Origin of the sequence: Haloterrigena turkmenica DSM 5511, assembly GCF_000025325.1 — an archaeon.
Lineage (GTDB): Archaea > Halobacteriota > Halobacteria > Halobacteriales > Natrialbaceae > Haloterrigena > Haloterrigena turkmenica.
Genome location: NC_013743.1, coordinates 3,313,833 through 3,332,436, shown reverse-complemented (window position 1 = coordinate 3,332,436; position 18,604 = coordinate 3,313,833). Strand labels below are relative to the sequence as shown.

The 18,604-nt window shown below is 68.3% G+C and carries 14 protein-coding genes and 1 pseudogene; 12 read left to right on the top strand and 3 right to left on the bottom strand.

Annotated features, from left to right (window positions below; all coding sequences use genetic code 11):
- Window positions 1–16 precede the first annotated feature (16 nt).
- The 6 genes from thiD (at window position 17) to HTUR_RS15900 (ending at window position 5,703) form a co-directional block, all read left to right on the top strand.
- The gene (gene thiD / locus HTUR_RS15925) at window positions 17–1,378 is read left to right on the top strand and encodes a bifunctional hydroxymethylpyrimidine kinase/phosphomethylpyrimidine kinase (protein ID WP_012944355.1); all 1,362 of its coding nucleotides are present in this window, start codon (window positions 17–19) and stop codon (window positions 1,376–1,378) included.
- The gene (locus tag HTUR_RS15920; protein WP_012944354.1) at window positions 1,375–2,349 is read left to right on the top strand and encodes a TIGR03560 family F420-dependent LLM class oxidoreductase; all 975 of its coding nucleotides are present in this window, start codon (window positions 1,375–1,377) and stop codon (window positions 2,347–2,349) included. The genes thiD and HTUR_RS15920 overlap by 4 nt, the downstream gene beginning before the upstream one ends.
- Before the next feature lie 72 nt (window positions 2,350–2,421).
- Window positions 2,422–2,991, top strand: a complete 570-nt coding sequence (locus HTUR_RS15915; protein ID WP_012944353.1) for a hypothetical protein — start codon at window positions 2,422–2,424, stop codon at window positions 2,989–2,991.
- A gap of 102 nt (window positions 2,992–3,093) precedes the next feature.
- Window positions 3,094–3,423: a hypothetical protein gene (locus tag HTUR_RS15910; RefSeq protein ID WP_012944352.1), complete on the top strand. Its 330-nt coding sequence runs from the start codon at window positions 3,094–3,096 to the stop codon at window positions 3,421–3,423.
- Between the two features lie 110 nt (window positions 3,424–3,533).
- On the top strand, window positions 3,534–4,955 hold the full coding sequence (locus HTUR_RS15905) for an APC family permease (RefSeq protein ID WP_012944351.1): 1,422 nt from the start codon (window positions 3,534–3,536) through the stop codon (window positions 4,953–4,955).
- A 49-nt stretch (window positions 4,956–5,004) separates the two neighbouring features.
- A complete protein-coding gene (locus tag HTUR_RS15900) occupies window positions 5,005–5,703 on the top strand; it encodes a universal stress protein (protein WP_012944350.1) in 699 nt (232 codons plus the stop codon).
- Window positions 5,704–5,711: 8 nt separating this feature from the next.
- On the opposite strand, the gene HTUR_RS15895 is transcribed toward HTUR_RS15900, so the two are convergent.
- Both HTUR_RS15895 and HTUR_RS15890 read right to left on the bottom strand, forming a co-directional pair.
- Window positions 5,712–6,053 (bottom strand): HalOD1 output domain-containing protein, encoded by a 342-nt coding sequence (locus HTUR_RS15895; RefSeq protein WP_012944349.1) that lies wholly within the window; start codon window positions 6,051–6,053, stop codon window positions 5,712–5,714.
- 214 nt (window positions 6,054–6,267) lie between these two features.
- The gene (locus tag HTUR_RS15890; RefSeq protein ID WP_012944348.1) at window positions 6,268–7,086 is read right to left on the bottom strand and encodes a universal stress protein; all 819 of its coding nucleotides are present in this window, start codon (window positions 7,084–7,086) and stop codon (window positions 6,268–6,270) included.
- A 165-nt stretch (window positions 7,087–7,251) separates the two neighbouring features.
- On the opposite strand from HTUR_RS15890, the gene mutS reads away from it, so the two are divergent.
- The 3 genes from mutS to HTUR_RS15875 all read left to right on the top strand — a co-directional run bounded on the left by mutS (window position 7,252) and on the right by HTUR_RS15875 (window position 13,087).
- Window positions 7,252–9,939, top strand: coding sequence for a DNA mismatch repair protein MutS (mutS, locus tag HTUR_RS15885; protein WP_012944347.1), 2,688 nt, complete (start codon window positions 7,252–7,254; stop codon window positions 9,937–9,939).
- A 75-nt stretch (window positions 9,940–10,014) separates the two neighbouring features.
- The gene (locus tag HTUR_RS15880) at window positions 10,015–11,979 is read left to right on the top strand and encodes a PAS domain-containing protein (RefSeq protein WP_012944346.1); all 1,965 of its coding nucleotides are present in this window, start codon (window positions 10,015–10,017) and stop codon (window positions 11,977–11,979) included.
- 73 nt (window positions 11,980–12,052) lie between these two features.
- Complete coding sequence (locus HTUR_RS15875; protein ID WP_012944345.1) at window positions 12,053–13,087, top strand: PfkB family carbohydrate kinase; 1,035 nt, start codon at window positions 12,053–12,055, stop codon at window positions 13,085–13,087.
- Between the two features lie 52 nt (window positions 13,088–13,139).
- Here the strand turns inward: HTUR_RS15875 and HTUR_RS15870 are convergent, their stop codons facing one another.
- The gene (locus tag HTUR_RS15870) at window positions 13,140–13,976 is read right to left on the bottom strand and encodes a YihY/virulence factor BrkB family protein (RefSeq protein WP_012944344.1); all 837 of its coding nucleotides are present in this window, start codon (window positions 13,974–13,976) and stop codon (window positions 13,140–13,142) included.
- A 185-nt stretch (window positions 13,977–14,161) separates the two neighbouring features.
- Between HTUR_RS15870 and HTUR_RS15865 the strand changes: the two are divergent.
- The 3 genes and pseudogenes from HTUR_RS15865 (at window position 14,162) to mutL (ending at window position 18,574) form a co-directional block, all read left to right on the top strand.
- Window positions 14,162–14,973, top strand: a pseudogene (locus HTUR_RS15865) (SDR family NAD(P)-dependent oxidoreductase).
- A 294-nt stretch (window positions 14,974–15,267) separates the two neighbouring features.
- Window positions 15,268–16,164: a dihydrodipicolinate synthase family protein gene (locus HTUR_RS15860; protein WP_012944343.1), complete on the top strand. Its 897-nt coding sequence runs from the start codon at window positions 15,268–15,270 to the stop codon at window positions 16,162–16,164.
- Between the two features lie 193 nt (window positions 16,165–16,357).
- On the top strand, window positions 16,358–18,574 hold the full coding sequence (gene mutL, locus HTUR_RS15855; protein WP_012944342.1) for a DNA mismatch repair endonuclease MutL: 2,217 nt from the start codon (window positions 16,358–16,360) through the stop codon (window positions 18,572–18,574).
- The last annotated feature ends 30 nt before the right edge of the window (window positions 18,575–18,604 follow it).

Here is an 18,604-nt window from a genome sequence, read left to right as displayed (position 1 = left end):
AAAATACGAGCCACGTATGAGAACGCCAGCACCCGATTCGCGCCCGGTAGCCCTGACGATCGCCGGCAGCGACTCCGGCGGTGGCGCCGGCATCCAGGCCGACCTCGCGACGATGGCCGCCCACGGCGTCTTCGGCACGTCCGCGATCACGGCCGTCACGGCCCAGCACACCCGCGGCGTCGAGTCCTCGCACGTCCTGCCGACGGCGGAGATCGAGGCCCAGATCGAGGCCGTCACCGGCGACTTCGCGGTCGGCGCGGCGAAGACGGGGATGCTCGCGACGACACCGGTCATCGAGACCGTCGCCGACTACGCCCGCGAGTTCGAGTTCCCGCTGCTCGTCGATCCCGTGATGGTCGCGACCTCGGGCGATCGGCTGCTCGAGGCCGAGGCCGAGCGCGCATACGAGGACCTGCTCGGGGAAGCCACGTTGGCGACGCCCAACGCCGACGAGGCCGAGGTGCTGACGGATATCGAGGTGACCGACGGCGAGAGCGCGGTGGCGGCCGGCGAGGCGATCCTCGAGACCGGCGTCGACGCCGTGCTGGTCAAGGGCGGTCACGTCCCCGGCGAGACGGTCCGGGACACCCTCGTCACCGAGGACGGCGTCCGGACGTTCGAACACCCGCGGGTCGGCACCGAGGCGACCCACGGCTCGGGCTGTACGCTGGGGTCGGCGATCGCGGCCCGCCTCGCGACGGGCGAGCCCCTCGAGACGGCCGTCGAGGGGGCGACGGAGTTCCTCGCCCGCGCGGTGCGCTACTACTACGACGTCGGCGAGGGCCACGGCGCGGTCAATCACATGGTCTCCCTGCGAAACGAGGCCAGCCGCGAACTGACCGCCGAGGAGGTCCAGGCCGTCGTCGACCGGTTCGTCGACGCGGACGTGTCGGCGCTGGTCCCCGAAGTCGGGATGAACGTCGCCGGCGCGACCCCCTACGCCGAATCGGTCGCGGAGACGGCGGCCGTCGAGGGCCGGATCACGCGCACGCTCTCGGGCGCCCAGCCCAACCGCGGCGTTCGGTTCGGCGCCTCGAGTCACGTCGCCCGCTTCCTGCTCGCGGCCCGCGAGTTCTTCCCCGACCTCCGGTTCGCGGTCAACTGTCGGTTCGACGACGACGTCGAGGACGCGCTCGAGACCCTCGAGTGGTCGGTCGCCGAGTACGACCGCGACGAACAGCCCGACGAGGTCGCCGAAACCGACGGGTCGACGATGGGCTGGGGCGCTCGGCAGGCCTTCGTAGATCGCGACGAGTCGCCGGTCGCGGTCGTTGACCGCGGCGAGATCGGGAAGGAGGCGATGGTGAAACTCGTCGCCAGTGATCCGGAGACGCTCGCCGAGCGGGCGCTGGCGCTGAACGGCGAGGTCGAACGATGAGCGCGAGCGACCTCGACGTCGGGCTCGTCCTCCCGCAGTACGGCACCGCGATAGAGACGGTCCGCGATACCGCCCTCGAGGCCGAGTCGCTGGGCTACGACGCGGTCTGGCTCGAGGACCACTTCCAGTCGTGGATCGGTGACCCGCGGCGGGGAGTCCACGAGTGCTGGACGACCCTCAGTGCCCTCGCGGAAGCCACCGACGAAATCCGACTCGGCACGCTCGTCACGAGTCAGGACTACCGCCACCCTGCGCTGCTGGCGAAGATGGCCGCGCAAGTCGACCGCGTCAGCGATGGCCGCCTCGAGTTGGGCCTCGGCGGGGGCTGGTACGAAGCCGAGTACGACCGCTTCGGCTACGAGTTCCGGGAACCCCCGGCAAAGCGGCTCCGACGGCTCGCCGAGACGGTCGAGATTCTCCAGGGGCTGTGGACGAACGAAACGTACAGTCACGAGGGCGAGCACCTCGAGGTCGACCTCGAGGAGGCCTTCTGCGAACCGCAACCCGTCCAAGAGCCCCATCCGCCGATCTGGATCGGTGGCGGGGGAGAGGAGTTCACGCTACGGTACACCGCCGAACTCGCCGACGGCTGGAACTTCGGCACGCTCGAGCCCGAGGGATTCGCCGACAAGCTCGACGTTCTGCGCGAGCACTGCGAGAGCGAGGCGCGCTACGACGAGATCCGCAAATCGGCCGAGCTGTTCGTCTTCGTCGGCGAGACGACCGACGACGCCGAGGCGAAGCGCGAGCGGTTCGTCGACGCGTTCTTGCCAGACGAGCCGTCCGAGCCCCGCGAGTTCTTCCTCTTGGGGTACGTCGAGACGGCGCCGACGGGGACGCCCGAGGACGTCCGCGACCGACTCGCGGACTACGCCAACGCCGGCATCGAGGAGGTCATGCTCGTGGTTCCCGACGCGGCCGACGACGGGGATGAGAGCCTCGAGCTGCTGGCCGACGAGGTCCTCGCCTAGCGCTCGGCAACCAGCACATTTGTCTTCGGTACCGGCCTACCGGAACTCGTGAGAGAGACTACGCGGACCCCGATGACGCGGCGGGCCGAGCGCGGTATCAGGGGCTCGATCGTTGCCGTGTTCGTCGCGGGCTATCGCCGAGCGAACTCGGGCGCGATCGTAAACGCCGGACTGGGACTAGCGGGCGCTTACCTTCCCGCGGTCATCGAGCGTCGGTACGACGTCGAATTCCGGCCGTGGCAACGCGTGTACACGGAGATCGCCATGCTCGCTCACGCCGTCGGAATGCTCGGTCCGTACGACGAGACGTGGTGGTGGGACCACGTTACGCACACGCTCTCAGCGACGCTCCTCGGAGGAACCGTCCACGCCGCCGCGCGCCGCCGCGGCCGCGATCCCCTCCCTCGCGTGCTCGCGGTCGTCGTCGGTAGCGGCGTTCTCTGGGAACTTATGGAGTACACCGTTCACGCTCTCAGCGATCGGTTCGGTCTCGAACCGGTCCTGATTCCGTACAGCGTTCGCGACACCCTCTTCGACCTCGCGTTCGATTTCCTCGGCGCAGTCCTCGTCCTCCTGTTCGGCGATCGCCTCCTCCGGAACTTCACTCGCCGGCGCGACACCCTCTCGGGACGCAATCTCTGAGAGCGGCGCGGTCGACCGGCGAAGTCGGGCCGGGCGTCGTGACGAGCGAGTCGCGGTTCCGGAAACCGAACACTCATTCTCGAGGCCGAAATAGCGATTCGCATGGTCGAGAGTCCGTTCGGCGTCGAAATCCGCGTTGGCGAGGTACTCGAGGCGGAACCGTTTCCCGAGGCGAACAAGCCGAAGATGACCAAGCTGTGGATCGACCTCGGCGAGGAACACGGCGAGGTCCAGTCGGCCGCGCAGTACGATCACCACTACGACCCCGAGGAACTCGAGGGCCGACAGGTGCTATGTGCGACGAACCTCGGCTCGGTTCGGATCGCCGGCTTCAAATCCGAGGCGCTGACCGTCGGCGTGCCCGACGAGGAGGAGTTCCCAGTGCTCGTCGAACCCGAACAGGACGTGCCGCTGGGCGGCCCGCTGTTCTGAGACGCCCCTACTGACGCGGTGTACCTCTTCTTGCGGGAGACAGTATCGGACCGCGAACAGTCATCCGAGACTGTACGGAGATCTATACGTTCGGCCGTGATTCCGCCGGTATGGGCGGGCAGCCGCCGTCGGCCGAGGGGACGAACATCGAGGGCGAGTCGCCTCGAGCCGACCCGACGATCGAGACCGACGAGGCGACGATCACCGACGACGCCGAACTCGAGCGGACCCTCGGACTCACCGGCGGCCTCGCAATCGGCATCGGGACGATGATCGGCGCGGGAATTTTCGTCTTCCCGGGGCTGGCGGTCGGCCGGGCCGGACCCGCCGCGGCGGGATCGTTCGCTATCGGAGCGGTCGTCGCCCTGCTCGTGGCGCTGCCGGCGTCCGAACTCGCGACGGCGATGCCAAAGAGCGGCGGCGGCTACTACTTCATCTCGCGAGCGCTCGGGACGCTCGCGGGCGCCGTCGTCGGCCTCTCGCTGTGGTTCGGCCTGGTGTTCGCGACGGCCTTCTACCTCGTCGGCTTCGGCTACTACGCGGTCGATACGCTCGCCGAACTCGGTATCGCGGTCGGCGAGGGGCTGGTCATCCCGGTCGCCGTGCTGTTCGGTGCGGGTTTCACCGTGCTGAACGTGACCGGGACGGAGAACGCGGCGAAACTGCAGAACGGGATCGTCGCCCTGCTGCTGTCGATCCTCGTGGCGTTTCTCGGCTACGGCGGCCTCGACGCGGTCGGCCTCGTGGGCGAGCCAGCGACGCCCGAGCGGTTCGCCCCGTTCGGCGCGATGTCAGTGTTCACGACCGCGGCGCTGGTCTTCACCTCGTATCTCGGGTTCGCGCAGGTGGCGACCGTCGCCGGGGAGATGAAAGATCCCGGCCGGAACCTGCCGCTGGCGATGGTCGGCTCCGTGCTGACCGTCGGCCTGCTCTACGTCGTGACCATCTTCGTCGCGACGAGCGCGTTCGGAAGCGAGCGACTCTCGACGTTCGGCGAGACGGCGATGGTCGAGGTCGGCCGCCACTATCTGGGGACCGCGGGCGCGGTCGCGATCGTCTTCGGCGGGCTGCTCGCGACGATGTCCAGTGCCAACGCCTCGGTGCTCAGCACCTCCCGAGCCATCTACGCCGTCTCGAAGGACGCCCTGTTGCCGCGGCGCGCGAGTCGGATCAACCTCCGCTACGGGACACCCCACGTCGCGCTGGGGATGGCCGGTGGGCCGATTCTCGTCCTGACCGCGACCGGGCAGGTCGAACTGCTTGCCGAAGTCGCCTCCGTCCTACATCTGGTCATGTACGGGCTGATCTGCGTGGCGCTGATCGCGCTCCGCCGGAACGAACCCGACTGGTACGACCCCGATTTTCGAGTGCCCGGCTATCCGGTCGTGCCAGCTCTCGGCGCGGTCGCCAGTTTCGTCATGATCGGCTTCATGCAGCCCGCGTCTCAGGTGGTCGGCGTCGCGATCATGGTCGCGACCGCCGGCTGGTACGCCTACTACGCTCGAGACGTGAGCCTGCGAGGTGAGCTCTGATGCCCCGACCATCGATGCCCCGAACGCTGCTCTGCCGAGGTGAGCGCCGATGACACGGGTCCTCGTCCCGGTGGCGATCCTCGAGGGCGAAGCGCTCTCGCCCGGACTGACGGCGCTGCTCGAGCCGGTCGACGCGACCGTGCTGGGCTACCACGTCTTGCCCGAGCAGACGCCGCCCGATCAGGCGCGACTGCAGTACGAGGACCGGGCGACCGCTGCCCTCGAGGACCTCGTCGCGACCCTCGAGACGGCGGCCACGAGCGCCGATCACCGCCTCGTGTTCACCCGCGACCGGGAGCAGACGATCGACCGGGTCGCGGCAGAGACGGCCGCCGACGCCTACGCGATCACGGGCGCGAGCGGGCAGGTCGATCGGCTCCTCGTCGCGCTGACGGGCGACGTCGCCGTCGATCGAATCATCCGGTTCGTCGCCGCGCTGATCGCCGACCGCGAGATCGGCGTCACGCTCTTTCTGGCGAGCGACGAGTCGGGGCGAGACGCCAGCGCGGAACTGCTCGAGACGGCGGCTGACTCCCTCTCGGCCCACGGTATCGACGTCGAAACGCAACTCGCTATCGACGTCCCGGCCTTCGAGGCGCTGCTCGAGGCCGCGGCCGCCCACGACGCCGTCGTCATCGGGGAGCAGGCGCCGTCGCTCCGCTCGCTGGTCTTCGGCGAGGCGGCCGAACGAATCGCTACCGAATCGATCGCGCCGGTGCTCGTCGTCCGAGAAAACGGGAGTGACTGACCCGCGATCTAGTCGGTCGCCGATTCTCCAGAATTGCTCGACGCTTTTTCGACGATCAGGTGGTTTCCTCGTATCCGTACGCAATAGTAGTGATCAGTATGAATCGTCAGGTCGACGGTGACGGTACTGCGACCGGGAGTTTCGGCGACCAGTCGGTCGAGCGCCGTCGGATCGACGTGGTCGAAGAGCGTGAGTCCGAGTTCGGCCGGGGAATCCATCGGATCGACGTCCTCGATGACGGCGATGGCTCGAACGATCGCGATACTCGGCGGCGTATCACCGTCGTACTGGTGCTCGACCCGTATCGTGGAGTCTGAACCGTCGGAGCAGTTCGAATTCGTCGAAGACATACACTGTGTGACTCGAACCATCCTCACACTCCAGACGGTGTGGTACTGTCGGGTGCACTAGCAGGCAAACCCGTTCAAATCACCGGTTCAAACCTTCGAGAGGGCGGTCTTCACTCCTGATTGTGAGTTACTCGCAACTGAGGCTCTCGTTCGATATCCGCGGCGTCGATACCAAGGCGGACTCCTCGAAGTGAGTTCGACCGACGAACTCCGTTCACTCGGCTTCTCGATCACCGCTGGTAATCTCCCCGGAACGACCGTTCGGGTCAGCGTCGTCGGGAGCGTCGACCGATTCCCGCTCATCCTCGGCCTCGAGGTACTCGCCGCGAATCACGAGCACCGGATCGACCGTCCGTTTAGCCAGTCGCTCGGCCCGGTCTCGGAAGACGTAGCGACGGATCGACGGTCGACTCTCGCCGGCGACCAGCAGGTCGTGATCGGCCGCCGCATCGAGGATCTCCTCCGTCGGCGAGCCGTCGACGGTGACGGTGCTGTCAATGCGCTCGCTCGGGACGCCCTCGTCGACCAGCGCGTCGCGGGCCGTTGCAAGCAGTTCCACACCCGCCTCTCGATCCGACTCGTCGCTTGCCACGTGAAAGAGTGTCACCTCGAGGTCGGTGCCGTCTAGGACGGTCCGGAGCAGTCGAGCGATGTACTCGACGTTCACGTCGCCCCGGACCGCGACGAGGACGGTCTCGAGGACGGGCGCCGGGTTGAGCAACAGGACGGCGTCGCAGGACTCGTCGACCGCGACGCGCTCGAACGTCTTCAGTCGGTCGTGGGTGAACACGATCCGAGACGAGACGTCACAGTTGGCGTCTTCGAACACCGTTCGGAGCTCCTCGATTTCGGCCCGCACGCGGTCGCCGTACTGGTCGCGCGCCTGGTCGGTCGAGGTCTGGTCGGGGAGCTCGCGGTAGCCCAGCAGGACGACCGGGATCGACGCGAACGCGTCGACGATCGTCTGCGGAACGGACTCGCCCTCGAGGACGTCGACCGGGACCAGCACGCGATGGTCGCGGGGTGAAGACATAACTGGTGGTCCGTCTTCCTACCACGGTGGGCGCCATATAGCCCTCCCGTGTCGATGACCGGAACCGTCTCGTCGGCCGCGTCTCGAACCGTCGATCCGTCGCCGACCGATCACGTCCGCCGCGGATCCCGCAGGGTTTTTGCGGTGGAGGGACAGTCACCGCCTATGACAGAGGCGACGGGTATCGTCGGGGAGTTCTTCTCGCTCAAGGAGGACACCGACGCCGATCTGCTGGCGATGCAGTGTGGCGACTTCTACGAGTTCTTCGGCGAGGACGCCGAGACCGTCAGCGACGAACTCGATCTCAAGGTCTCCCAGAAGTCCTCGCACGGCTCGTCGTATCCGATGGCCGGCGTGCCGATCGACGATCTGACGCCCTATCTGAAGGCCTTAGTCGAGCGCGGCTACCGCGTCGCCGTCGCCGACCAGTACGAGACCGATTCCGGCCACGCCCGCGAGATCGTCCGCGTCGTGACCCCCGGGACGCTGCTCGAGACGACCGACGCCGACGCGCAGTATCTGGCGGCGGTGGTCGACGGCACCGAGTCCGCAAGCGACGGCGGCTACGACCTCGCTTTCGCGGACGTGACGACCGGCCGCTTCCTCGTGGCCGACGCGGAAGACGCCGACGACGCGCTGACGGAGCTATACCGGTTCGATCCCGTCGAGGTGCTGCCGGGCCCCGACGTGCGAACCGACGACGACCTGCTCGGCCTCGTGCGAGAGCGCATCGACGCCGCGCTGACGCTCCACGAGACCGAGGCGTTCGCGCCCAAACGAGCCGCCCACACCGTCCGGGAGCAGTTCGGCGAGGAGACGGTCGACCGGCTCGCCGTCGGCGACTCGACCCTCGCGGCCGCCGGCGCGGTGCTCGACTACGTCGCGGAGACCGGCACCGGCGTGCTCGCCTCGATGACCCGGATTCAGGCCCACCACGGCGACGACCACGTCACGCTGGACGCGACCACCCAGCGTAACCTCGAGCTGACCGAAACGATGCAGGGCGAACGCGAGGGGTCCCTGTTCGCGACGATCGACCACACCGAGACCAGCGCGGGCGGTCGCCTGTTGAAGGAGTGGCTCCAGCGGCCGCGACGGTCGCTCGAGACGCTCGAGCGCCGCCAGGAGAGCGTCGCCGCGCTGGCGTCGGCGGCGCTGGCCCGCGACGAGTTACAGGACCGGCTCGGCGACGCCTACGACTTGGCGCGGCTGGCCTCGAAGGCAAGTCACGGTAGCGCCGACGCACGAGACCTGCTCTCGGTGCGACAGACGCTCGCAGTTCTGCCCGCGCTCGCGGAAACCATCGCGTCGAATCCCGATCTCGCGGCGTCGCCGCTGTCGGAGATCGTCGACCGGCCCGACCGCGAAGCCGCGAGCGAACTGCGGGAAGCCCTCGAGGAAGCTATCGCTGACGAGCCGCCGTCGACGGTGACGCAGGGGGGACTCTTCCGGAAGGGCTACGACGACGAGTTGGACGAGGTGATCGACCGCCACGAGGAGGTCAAGCGGTGGCTCGATACGCTCGCCGACCGGGAGAAAAAACAGTACGGTCTGAGCCACGTGACCGTCGACCGGAACAAGACCGACGGCTACTACATTCAGGTCGGCAAGTCGGCCGCCGACGGCGTCCCCGATCACTACGAGGAGATCAAGACGCTCAAGAACTCCAAGCGCTTTACGACCGACGAATTAGAGGAGAAGGAACGGGAGATCCTCCGACTCGAGGAGCAACGGGGTAACCTCGAGTACGAACTGTTCGAGGAACTGCGCGAGGAGGTCGCCGCGCGGGCGGAACTGCTCCAGAACGTCGGGCGGGCGCTGGCGACCGTCGACGCATTGGCGAGTCTGGCGACCCACGCGGCCGAGAATCGGTGGGTCCAGCCCGAGTTACATCGGGGCGACCGCCTCGACGTCGAGCAGGGACGGCACCCGGTCGTCGAGCAGACAACTGAGTTCGTTCCCAACGACGTGCGTCTGGATGAAGACCGCGGCTTCCTCGTCGTCACCGGTCCCAACATGTCCGGCAAGTCGACGTACATGCGACAGGTCGCCGGGATCGTCTTGCTGGCTCAGATCGGTAGCTTCGTCCCCGCCGAGTCGGCCGAAATCGGACTCGTCGACGGCATCTTCACCCGCGTCGGCGCGCTGGACGAACTCGCGCAGGGGCGGTCGACGTTCATGGTCGAGATGAGCGAACTCTCGAACATCCTCCACACTGCGACCGAGGACTCGCTGGTGATCCTCGACGAGGTTGGCCGCGGCACGGCGACTTACGACGGCATCTCCATCGCGTGGGCCGCGACGGAGTATCTGCACAACGAGGTGCAGGCGAAGACGCTCTTCGCCACCCACTACCACGAGTTGACTGGCCTCGCCGAGAAGCTGCCTCGCGTCGCCAACGTCCACGTCGCCGCCGACGAGCGGGACGGCGACGTGACCTTCCTCCGGACGGTCCGGGACGGCCCGACGGATCGCTCCTACGGGATCCACGTCGCCGACCTCGCCGGCGTGCCCGACCCCGTCGTCGACCGCTCGCGGGACGTCCTCGAGCGCCTGCGCGAGGAGAAGGCGATCGAAGCGAAGGGGGGTTCCTCGAGCGAGCCCGTCCAGACCGTCTTCGACCTCGGCGACGGCGAGTTCCGCGGGCCGGCGAACGCCGACGGAGGGGAGCGCCCCTCCGACGGCGGCGAATCGGCCGAGGCGAACGACTCGGCCGCCGGCGAGACGATCGATCCTGAGGCGAAGGCCGTCCTCGAGGAGTTCGCGGAGATCGACGTGAACACGACGCCGCCGATCGAACTGGTCTCGGAGGTCCAGAAGCTCCAGGAGCGCCTCGAGGAGACGGACCGCTGATCCCCTCGTGAGCCGGGATCGAATCGGACGGGCCCAAAACTTCATTCGACCCGTCACGAAACGGGACGTATTCCGATGACCGCCGAGGACGAGTCCGACGAGCGGCGACGGCGGCACTGCCAACGCTATCACGAGGCGGTCCTCGATCTCATGACCGACGACGACGTCGTCGAGGGCGCCTTCGACGCAGCCCTCCGTTCGGTCACGGAGACCGCCGCCGAAATCGTCGGTGCGACTCGCGTCAGCGTCTGGCTGTTTGACGACGGCGGCGACCGCCTCCGCTGTGTCGACCGCTACGACGACCGCACGGACGACCACACCGGCGGCACGGAACTGGTCTCGGCCGACTATCCCGCGTACTTCGAGGCGTTACGGACGCACCGATCGATCAGCGCCGGCGACGCCCGTACGGATCCGCGAACGCGGGAACTGACGGCCGACTATCTCGAGCCGACGGGGGTCGAATCGCTGCTCGACGCGACGCTCCGTTCGGAAGGCGACGTGATCGGCGTCGTCTGTCACGAACAGGTCGGCCGGACGCGCGAGTGGACCGAGACCGAGATCCAGTTCGCCGGTGACGTCGCCGACGTCGTCCATCGGGCCCTGCGCAACCACCGCAGCGCCGAGCAGCGACGGGAGCTCGAGTTCCGCCGATCGCTCCTCGAGGCCCAGCAGGAGGCGATGCCCGACGGGGTCCTCGTCGTCGGCGACGGCGGCGAGCTCCACACCTGGAACACCCGGTTTCGCGATCTGTGGAACCTCTCGGCTGACGGGCTCGAGCCGCCCCGCGGCGACGCCGTCCTCGACCGCATTCGCGACCGGGTCACGGACCCGGCGGCGTTCATCCGCCGGGTCGAACACCTCACCGAGAACCCCGCGGAAACGAGCCACGACGAGCTCGCGCTCGACGACGGCCGGGTGTTCGAGCTCTACTCGACGCCGGTTCGCAGCGACGCGGGAACGCAGTACGGTCGCCTCTGGCTCGTCCGCGACATCACGGAGCGACGGGAGCGACAGGACGAACTCGAGTTGAAGAACCGGACGATAGACGAAGCGCCGATCGGAATCACGCTCAGCGACGCCACGCGGCCGGACAATCCGCTCGTCTACGCCAACGATCAGTTCGAACGGCTCACCGGATACGCCCGCGAGGAAATCCTCGGTCGAAACTGTCGGTTCCTCCAGGGCGAGCGAACCGCGACTGAGCCAGTCGATGACCTGCGCGCGGCGATCGACGCGGAACGATCGAACACCGTCGAACTCCGCAACTACCGGAAGGACGGGAGTGAGTTCTGGAACCGGGTCACCGTCGCACCGGTGGCGGACGAGAACGGGGACGTGACGAACTACGTCGGGTTCCAGCAGGACGTCACCGAGCGCAAGGAAGCGACGCGACAGCTCCGCGTGCTCCACCGCGTCCTGCGACACAACCTCGCCAACCAGATGAGCATCATCCGGGGGACCGCCGAACAGCTCGCCGAGCGGTCCGGCGGCGACACCGAAGCCGCCGCGGAGACGATCGTCGAGGAGGCCGACCAACTGCTCGGCTTGACCGATAAACACCGCTCGATCGTCCGCCTGTTGAGCGAGCGACCGACGCCGGAGCCGATCGCACTCGAGCCGCTCTGTCGCCGACCGTGTCGGAGCGTCCGCATGGACTACCCCCACGCCGACGTTACGCTCGCGGGCGATCCGAACGCGACCGTCGTCGGGATTCCAACGCTCGAGACGGCGATTCACGAGCTCCTCGTAAACGGCGTCGTCCACGGCGATCGGGCGTCGCCGTCCGTCGAACTCCGCGTCGAGCGGCGACCCGAAACGGTCCACCTCCGGATCGTCGATGACGGTCCCGGCCTTCCCGAGGAGGAGCGGCGGATCATCACCGGCGACGGGACGGTCGAACCCCTCTATCACGGCCTCGGGATGGGGCTCTGGCTCGTTCACTGGATCGTCTCCCTCTCCCGCGGGACGATCGACATCGAGGAAACGGGCCCGGACGGAACGACGATTCGGATCGAACTCCCGCGCGCGGACGAGTGACGACGGGAACGGACGCTGGCAGCGACCGTAGCGCAGCGCAGTGGTTTTTGCCGGCGGGCGTTGCGGATCCGATATGAGCTACGACGCGCTCGTCGATCGACTCGCGAGTGACGATCGCGAGCGGCGGATCGCGGTGTTTCCGGACGGCAGCGTCGATACCTATTACACCCCGTTCGACGCGGCGGGCGATCGGATTGCGGACCGCGAGACGTTCGGGAATCGGATCGCTCGCGGCGACAGCGACTCGGTTCCGATCGAGCGCGACGCCCGGGAGCCGGGCGGGCAGGCGGTGAACATGGCCCGACAGGCCCACGCACTGGGCGACGAACCGACGCTCTACGGCCACCTCGAGGATCCGATCTTCGACGACCTGCCGTTCGAGACGGTGTCGATGGGCGAGCCGTCGCGGATCTCGGTCTTCTCCTTCGATGACGACGACCTCCTGCTCTCCGAGCGGTCCTCGGCCGTCGCGAACTGGTCGCTGGCCGACCTCGAGGCCGCGGCGCCGAGCGGCGACGCCGGCGAGGCACTGGCGGCCGACGCCGTCTGCTGTGGCAACTGGGCGTCCGTCGAGGGGCTGACCGACGCGCTCGAGACGCTCGCCGAGGGCTCGCTCGAGGCACCGACGTTCGTTCTCGATCCCGGGCCCGTGAATACGCGGTCCGACGGGGCTCTGCTCGACCTCCTCGAGGCGCTCGGCGAACTCGAGGAGACGACCGACATCGTCTACAGCGTGAATCGGGCCGAACTCGAGGACACGGCGGACGCGATCGACGCCGAATCGGACGCGTCCGGGACGAACGCCGACCTCGAGCGCCTCGAGAGTGTTCGGGAGATGGCGGGGATCACGGCCGCCGTTCTCCACGAGACCGAGCACGCGGCGGTCGCGACGCGGGCGGAGACGACGGTCGTCGAGAACGTCGCCCTCGAGGACCTCGAACGGCGGACGGGCGCCGGCGACCGGTTCGGCGCGGGCCTCGCCGTCGCCCGCGCACGCGGCTGGGACTGGGAGACGGCGCTCGCGCTCGGGAACTGCGCGGCGTCCTACTACGTCGCGACGGGCGAGACCGGTACTCGAGACGATTTCCGTGCGTTTCTGGGCGGCTGAGCCGATCTCGACGGTCGCGTCGATCTCGAGCACCGACCGGGGCGACGAGGTCTCACGCACCGACCGGTTCCTGAGCGTTCCCGTCCTCGGAATCGCGATCGTCCTCGCGGTCGATCGCGCGGTGGCCGCCGATCACGACGTTGACCGCCGCGCCGACCAGCAGGATCAGCGCGTTGCCGTAGAGCCAGATCAACAGTAGGATGACCGCGCCGAACGTCTCGAACGTCCCGACGGTGTTCACCAGCCCCACGTAGATCCCGAAGACCGTCTCGAGGACGACCCAGCCACCGGCGGCGATGAGCGTTCCCGGAAGGGCCTCTCGAACGGAGACGTCCGGGTCCGGGAAGACGTAGTACATCGGAAAGAACGCGATTGAGAGAGCCACGAACAGGCCGATCGGCGTCGCCGCCTGAACGACGGGGTGGTCGACCGAGGCCAGCGTCGTCGCCCCGAAGCCGGCGCCGACGGTGGCGATCAGGATGACCGCGAAGACGACGGCGCCGTTGACGACCTTCTCCGGGAACGAGTTCTCGCCGTCCGCGTAGAGTTCGTCGAAGGCCGTCGTGACGCCGCGAAAGATCCGCAACATCCCCCACAGCAGCGAGACGAGTCCGATCAGCGACGCGCCGCCGCGCTCGGAGGCGTGAGTCAGCGCCTCGTAGACCAGCCCCTGGCCGGCGGGACTCAGGTGGTCGCGAGCCATCGCGACGAGCTGTTCGGTCAGGTACTCGTTGCCGACCGCGCCAGCGACGAGAAACAGCAGGAGTAGGAGGGGCAATAGGGAGAGAAAGGCGGCGTGGGCGATGCTGCCCGCCATGAACGTCACGTTGTGCTCGTCGATGACCGCGACGACCTCCCGGGCGACGGCGTAGCTCCGTCGCGCGTCCATACAGATTCGATGCGAGCGGCGCCGAAAAGACCGCCGCCGGCGTGTGCCACTAAGTCGCACTGAGGGGCGCTCGAGCCTCGAGAGTCGTTCCTCGGTCGACGGAGACGAGCGACGCAGATCGGGCGACGGATGGTCGAGGCTGGACCCTTGAAAGCGAGAGATCGGTACTGCTATGTCTCGGTGGGATGCGAGTTAACACGATGCACGAACCGGAGTTCGGCGTCGCGGGGAAGACCGCGATCGTCACCGGCGCGAGTCAGGGTATCGGGGAATCGATCGCGAAGACGCTCGCGGCCGGCGGCGCGAACGTCGCGATCTGCTCGCGGTCGATGGACCGCGTGGGACCGGTCGCGGAGGAGATCAACGAGAGCGAGGCTGACGGCGAGGCGCTGGCCGTCGAGTGCAACGTCCGCGAGCGCGAGCGGGTGCAGAATCTGGTCGACGAAACCGTCGACGAGTTCGGCGACGTCGACATCCTCGTGAACAACGCCGGCGGGGAGTTCGTCGCCCCCTCGAGGAGATTTCCGAGAACGGCTGGCAGACGATCATCGACCTCAACCTCAATAGTACCGTCCACTGCACGCAACTGGCCGGCGAGGTCATGCGCGAAGGCGACGGTGGCGTCATCATCAACCTCTCGTCGGTCAACGGCCAGCACGCCGCGCCCGGCGAGAGCCACTACGGCGCCTCGAAGGCGGCGATCATCCGGCTGACCGAGACGCTGGCCGTCGAGTGGGCCGAACACGACATCCGCGTCAACTGCGTCGCGCCGGGACTCGTTCAAACGCCGGGCGTCGCCGAGACGTTGGGCATCGACAGCGAGGACATGCCGCCTCGAGAGAAAGCCGAGCGCCGCATCGGTCACCCCGAGGAGATCGCCGACGTCGTGCAGTTCCTCGCCAGTCCCGCGGCCTCGTTCATGAACGGCGAGACCGTGACCGCGAAGGGGGTCCCGCGGGCCGGGAACTCGATGTCGCAGGATCTGGGGCTCGAGTAGCGCGGAACCAACGGTTCCGCGGACCGAGCGAACGGGCAGAGCGCGGCGCAACGCGCCGCGATTGTCGGGACGGCAGAGCCGTCCCGCAGCGCCCGTGAGCAGCAATCGGTCGGGGAGGAGGTGGCAATTCCCGTTGCCACGCGAGCAGGATCTGCACGATGTCCGTAACGGTCGGCGACGATCGAAAACCCGCCGAAACTGTACTCAAGCGAGCGATCACGGCCGACTCGAGTGCTCCCTAATCGAAATCGAGAGAGCGAGTACGTTTTTGCACCCACCGAGAAACATCCACGTATGGAACTTCAGCAGGCACTCCGTGGAATCACCACTCCGCTCGTCACCCCCTTCGATCCCGACTCGAGCGATATCGACGAACCCGTGCTCCGCGACCTCCTCGAGCACCTCCTCGAGAACGACATCGACGCCGTCTTCCCCTGCGGCACCACGGGCGAGTTCGCCAGCCTCGCACCGGAGGAACGGGACCGCGTCCACGAGATTACGGTCGACGCGGTCGACGGCGAGGTGCCGGTCCTCGCGGGCGCCGCGGCCACGAGCGTCGCCGAGGCGGTCGACTACGCCGAGGACGCGGCCGCGATCGGCGCCGACGCGGCGGTCGTCACGCCGCCGTACTTCCACACGGCGAACGCGCCCGACGGCAACCAGCGGTTCCTCGAACGGATCGCCGACCGGTCCCCGCTGCCGCTCCTGCTGTACAACATCCCGGCCTGTACCGGCCAGCGACTGGAACCGGAGACCGTCGCGGCCGTCGCCGCCCACGAGAATATCGTCGGCCTGAAGGACTCGAGCGGCGACCTCGAGTACTTCCTATCGGTCATGCGCCGAACGCCCGACGACTTCCTGATGCTGCAGGGGTACGACGCCCTGCTCGTCCCCGCGTTGCGCATGGGCGCCGACGGCGGCGTGAACGCGCTCTCGAACGCCGTGCCCGAGCAGTTGACCGAACTGTACGAGGCATCTGCCGACGAGCGCGGCGACCGACTCCAGGACGCCGTCAGCGAACTGTTCGGCGCCTGCGCCGCTCACGGGTTCGCGCCGGCGGCGAAGACGGCGCTCGAGTACCGCGGCGTGATCCCCTCGGACGCCGTGCGCCCGCCGCTGGTCGAGGTCCCCAAGGAGGGCCGTGAGACGATCGGGACCGCCGTCGACGGGCTTCTCGAAGCGAGCGAGTAGCACCCCGCGGAGCCGATATCGTCGAGCGAGACGATCCGGCGAACCGGACAGTCACTAACCCACAGATTAACCTCGCTCGAGCGAGAGCGACCGCCATGAACCGAGCGAACGGCGTCGGACGCACTCGAGCAGGGCTCCGCAGTTCCATACCGCTCCTCGAGTCGGCCGGCCGTTCGCACGCGGAGATCGAGCTATGACCGACGAGCCACCACAGGAGACCGAGATCCGCCAGCTAGATGAGGACACCGTCGCCCGCATCGCCGCCGGCGAGGTCGTCGAACGCCCCGCCAGCGCGGTGAAGGAACTCGTCGAGAACAGCCTCGACGCGAACGCCGACAGCGTCGACGTCACCGTCGAAGCGGGCGGCACCGAACTGATCCGGGTCGCCGACGACGGCCGCGGCATGGGCGAGGCCGACGTCCGCGCGGCCGTCCGCGAGCACACGACGAGCAAGATCGAGGGGCTAGAGGACCTCGAATCGGGCGTCGCCACGCTGGGCTTCCGCGGCGAGGCCTTACACACCATCGGCTCCGTCTCGCGAGTGACGATCGAATCGCGCCCACGCGACGGGGACGAGTCCGGCGGTGCGGGAACGAAGCTGACCTACGAGGGCGGCGAGGTGACGGGCGTCGAGCCGACGGGCTGTCCCGAGGGGACGATCGTCGAGATCGAGGATCTGTTCTACAACACGCCGGCCCGCCGGAAGTTCCTCAAGACGACGGCGACGGAGTTCGCCCACGTCAACCGCGTCGTCACGCGCTACGCGCTGGCGAACCCCGACGTCGCGGTCTCGCTGACTCACGACGGTCGCGAGGTGTTCGCGACGACGGGACAGGGAGACCTCCAAGCGGCCGTCATGGCGGTCTACGGCCGCGAGGTCGCCTCGGCGATGATCGCCGTCGAGGCCGACGGCGACGACCTCCCGCCGGGGCCGCTCGAGTCGGTCTCCGGGCTGGTCTCTCACCCCGAAACCAACCGCTCGAGTCCGGAGTACCTCGCGACCTACGTCAACGGTCGGTCGGTCACCGCCGACGCCGTCCGCGAGGGGATCATGGGCGCCTACGGCGCCCAGCTGGGCGGCGATCGCTACCCGTTCGTGACGCTCTTTCTCGAGGTGCCCGGCGAGGCCGTCGACGTCAACGTCCACCCCCGGAAGCGGGAGGTGCGGTTCGACGACGATGATTCCGTCCGCCGGCAGGTCGACGCCGCCGTCGAGTCGGCGCTGCTGGAGCACGGCCTGCTGCGCTCGCGGGCGCCCCGCGGCCGGTCGGCACCCGGCGAGGCCAGCGTCGCTCCCGGCGACGCCCCTCGCGGGACGAGCGACGGGGAGCCGACGACCGAGGACCTCCCGGCCGCGCTCGAGGGCGACGGTGAGTCGGAATCGGGATCCGAGTCGCCATCCGAACCGACGGCCGACGATACCGCAGCGGCCTCGTCGCGGTCGCCGTCGACAGTCGACGCCGAATCCGCCGACAGCGGTTCGACGACGGGTTCGGCCGGATCACCACCGGCCGGCGGCGCCTCGAGCGGCCCGTCGGGAACCGCTTCGAGCGGTCCGTCCGGCAGCGACTCGAGTGGTACGTCTGAAACGCCGTCGGGAACCGCCTCGAGCGAGTCGACGCGACGCGCCTCGAGCGACGCTCCGACGACCGAGTCGACGGCGTCTCGAGGAGACTCGAGCGTCGATCACAGAGACGACGATTCCGATCGGAGCGACCGCCAGCCGGAGCGCAAGTTCGCCGCGGCCACCGAACAGCGGACGCTCTCCGGCGAGCCCGCGACCGGAGACGAGACCGACTTCGACTCGCTGCCCGCCCTGCGCGTGCTGGGACAGCTTGACGACACCTACCTCGTCTGCGAGACCGACGACGGCCTCGTCCTGATCGACCAGCACGCCGCCGACGAGCGGGTCAACTACGAGCGCCTGCAGCAGGCGTTCGCCGATGATCCCGCCGCGCAGGCGCTGGCGGAGCCCGTGGAACTCGAGTTGACCGCCGCTGAGGCAGAGGCTTTCGAGGGCTACCGCGAGGCGCTCTCGCGGCTGGGCTTCTACGCCGACCGGACCGACGACCGGACGGTGGCCGTGACGACGGTACCTGCGGTACTCGAGGAGACCATCGCGCCCGAGCGGCTGCGGGACGTCCTCGCGTCGTTCGTCGAGGGCGACCGCGAGGCGGGCGCGGAGACGGTCGACGCGCTGGCCGACGAGTTCCTCGGGGATCTGGCCTGCTACCCGTCGATCACGGGGAACACGTCGCTGACCGAGGGGTCAGTGGTCGACCTCCTCGAGGCCTTAGACGACTGTGAGAATCCGTACGCCTGTCCGCACGGGCGACCGGTGATCGTTCGGTTCGACGAGCGCGAGATAGAGGATCGATTCGAGCGGGATTACCCGGGCCACCAGGGCTGAGCGGGCTGCGTTCGGACTGGTTCCCTCAAT

Excerpts from the sequence above, each read along its gene's own strand:
- thiD (WP_012944355.1), top strand. The coding sequence starts at position 17 with ATGAGAACGCCAGCACCCGATTCGCGCCCGGTAGCCCTGACGATCGCC.
- HTUR_RS15920 (WP_012944354.1), top strand. The coding sequence starts at position 1,375 with ATGAGCGCGAGCGACCTCGACGTCGGGCTCGTCCTCCCGCAGTACGGC.
- HTUR_RS15915 (WP_012944353.1), top strand. The coding sequence starts at position 2,422 with ATGACGCGGCGGGCCGAGCGCGGTATCAGGGGCTCGATCGTTGCCGTG.
- HTUR_RS15910 (WP_012944352.1), top strand. The coding sequence starts at position 3,094 with ATGGTCGAGAGTCCGTTCGGCGTCGAAATCCGCGTTGGCGAGGTACTC.
- HTUR_RS15905 (WP_012944351.1), top strand. The coding sequence starts at position 3,534 with ATGGGCGGGCAGCCGCCGTCGGCCGAGGGGACGAACATCGAGGGCGAG.
- HTUR_RS15900 (WP_012944350.1), top strand. The coding sequence starts at position 5,005 with ATGACACGGGTCCTCGTCCCGGTGGCGATCCTCGAGGGCGAAGCGCTC.
- HTUR_RS15895 (WP_012944349.1), bottom strand. The coding sequence starts at position 6,053 with ATGTCTTCGACGAATTCGAACTGCTCCGACGGTTCAGACTCCACGATA.
- HTUR_RS15890 (WP_012944348.1), bottom strand. The coding sequence starts at position 7,086 with ATGTCTTCACCCCGCGACCATCGCGTGCTGGTCCCGGTCGACGTCCTC.
- mutS (WP_012944347.1), top strand. The coding sequence starts at position 7,252 with ATGACAGAGGCGACGGGTATCGTCGGGGAGTTCTTCTCGCTCAAGGAG.
- HTUR_RS15880 (WP_012944346.1), top strand. The coding sequence starts at position 10,015 with ATGACCGCCGAGGACGAGTCCGACGAGCGGCGACGGCGGCACTGCCAA.
- HTUR_RS15875 (WP_012944345.1), top strand. The coding sequence starts at position 12,053 with ATGAGCTACGACGCGCTCGTCGATCGACTCGCGAGTGACGATCGCGAG.
- HTUR_RS15870 (WP_012944344.1), bottom strand. The coding sequence starts at position 13,976 with ATGGACGCGCGACGGAGCTACGCCGTCGCCCGGGAGGTCGTCGCGGTC.
- HTUR_RS15860 (WP_012944343.1), top strand. The coding sequence starts at position 15,268 with ATGGAACTTCAGCAGGCACTCCGTGGAATCACCACTCCGCTCGTCACC.
- mutL (WP_012944342.1), top strand. The coding sequence starts at position 16,358 with ATGACCGACGAGCCACCACAGGAGACCGAGATCCGCCAGCTAGATGAG.